Source organism: Rhodoferax sp. (assembly GCF_037143375.1).
GTDB lineage: Bacteria > Pseudomonadota > Gammaproteobacteria > Burkholderiales > Burkholderiaceae_C > Rhodoferax.
In genome coordinates this window covers 1-2,068 of record NZ_JBAWYV010000294.1, presented here as the reverse complement: position 1 = coordinate 2,068, position 2,068 = coordinate 1, and the positions used below count along the sequence as shown (strand labels likewise).

The following is a 2,068-nucleotide window of genomic DNA, read 5'->3' as shown; positions in this document are numbered from 1 at the left end:
GTTGCTCAAACTGGTGCCCCTGCTGGCCGACTCGGTGGTGGCGCCGGGTAAAACGGTGGATCTGCCACCGGTGCTGCTCACGGCACCCGCGATAGAAGAGTTTCTCGGTGACCGCGCCGGTGTCTCGGCCTTTGGCATCGCCAACCTGGAGGGCCAGGTGCTGGTGGGCGCCGAGTGGCTCAGCGCCTTGCCGCCGACCACGCACGAGCCCGAGTTTTCCAGCGCCGAGGAGGGCGGCGTCACCTACCGCATCGTGGCCCAGCGCGTCCAGACTGCCGCCGGTGAGGTGGTGGTGCGGCTGGCCGATGGGTCGGATTCGCGCCAGCAGTGGGTGCGTTTGGTGCTGTTCAAGGTCTTGCTGCCCAATCTGGTGCTGATGCTGGTGGCGGTGTTTGTCATCAATTGGGCGGTGCGGCATGCGCTGCGGCCGCTGCTGGCGTTGCGCAATGCGGTCGAGCACCGCGCCGTTCATGACCTGAGCCCGATCAATGTGCAAGCCTCACCCGAAGAGGTGCGCCCGCTGGTGCAATCGCTCAACCGCCTGTTTGAACTGGTCAACGCGCAGGCGGAAAGCCAGCGCCGGTTCGTCGCCGATGCCGCGCACCAGTTGCGCACGCCACTGGCAGGCTTGCAGGCGCAGGTCGAGGCTTGGGCGCAGGCACTTCATTCGCCGCTGCCCGATTCGGCTTTGCGCGAAAGATATGAGTCAAATAGGGCTCTAGCCCCCGTTGATGTTGCGCAAGCAGCTATTTCTTTAGGAGCGGATCAGGTCCTGCACATGCGCGATGCGGTGCGCCGCACCACGCAGTTGGCGAACCAGTTGCTGGCCTTGTCGCGGGCCGACGCCCGCAGTCTCGACGCCCAGCCGCTGCAGCGGGTCGACCTGAAAGAGCTGTGTGAAAACCTGCTTGAAGCGCACCTGGACCGGGCCGCCGCCCGGCACATCGACCTCGGGCTGGAGGTGCAGGCGGTGCACGTGACTGGCCACGAGTGGTTGCTGCGCGAGTTGCTCTCCAACCTGCTGGACAACGCTTTGAAGTACACCCCACCCGGGGGCTGCGTCACGCTGCGCTGCGCGCGCACGGTGGTGGGAAATGTCCCGTTTCTGGAGGTTGAAGACGATGGCCCGGGTGTGCCGGTGGCTGATCGGCAGCGCGTGCTGGCGCGCTTTTACCGGGTGCCCGGCACGGCCAGCGAGGGCAATGGCCTGGGTCTGGCGATTGCCGACGAGATCGCCCGGGTTCACCGCAGCGAGTTGCAAGTGGGCGAGGGGGCTGGCGGCAAAGGGGCCCGGTTCACGCTGTTGTTGGCTATGCGAGAATGAATTTAACCCTCCGCCTTGAGCACCATGTCTGACGCCGAATCTTCCTCCCCCCTCGCTTTGCACCGCTCTTACGACCGCGAGGAGGCCGCTCCGGCGCGCAAGCGTCCCAAGCCCGGCGAGCGCCGCGAGCAGATCTTGCAGGCCTTGGCCAGCATGCTGGAGCAACCCGGCGCCGAGCGCATCACTACCGCCGCGCTGGCCGCTCGCCTGGCGGTGAGCGAGGCCGCGCTGTACCGGCACTTTGCCAGCAAAGCGCAGATGTTCGAGGGCTTGATCGAGTTCATTGAGCAATCGGTATTTTCATTGGTCAACCAGATCGTGGCGCGTGAGGCCGTCGGTGGCGCGCGCCAAGCCAGCAAGGTGGTGGCGATGGTGATGCAGTTCGCCGAAAAGAACCCTGGCATGACCCGTGTCATGGTGGGCGATGCGCTGGTGTTTGAGCACGAACGCCTGCAGCAGCGCATGAACCTTTTTTTCGACAAGATCGAGGCCACCCTCAAGCAAAGCCTGCGCAGCGAGGCAGATGCAAGCAGCACCGCCACGCCCAGTTTGGACACCCAAGTGCGGGCCTCGGTGCTCACGGCTTTTTTGGTGGGGCGGCTGCAACGCTTTGCAAGATCGGGCTTTAAACGCCTGCCTTCGGAGCACCTGGAGGCCAGTCTGGCCCTCATTTTTTGAACCGGGCAGGCGGTTTTTTCGAGGGTAAACCCTTGATTTCATTAGAAAAATAGCTCTAGTTCAGTG

At 64.2% G+C, this 2,068-nt stretch carries 2 protein-coding genes; both read left to right on the top strand.

All coding sequences use genetic code 11. The features are described 5' to 3' along the window. On the top strand, window positions 1-1,324 hold a 1,324-nt coding region (locus WCG50_RS19160), incomplete at its 5' end, for an ATP-binding protein (protein WP_336901190.1). A 24-nt stretch (window positions 1,325-1,348) separates the two neighbouring features. Beyond that, a complete protein-coding gene (slmA, locus tag WCG50_RS19155) occupies window positions 1,349-2,002 on the top strand; it encodes a nucleoid occlusion factor SlmA (protein ID WP_336901189.1) in 654 nt (217 codons plus the stop codon). Window positions 2,003-2,068: the final 66 nt, after the last annotated feature.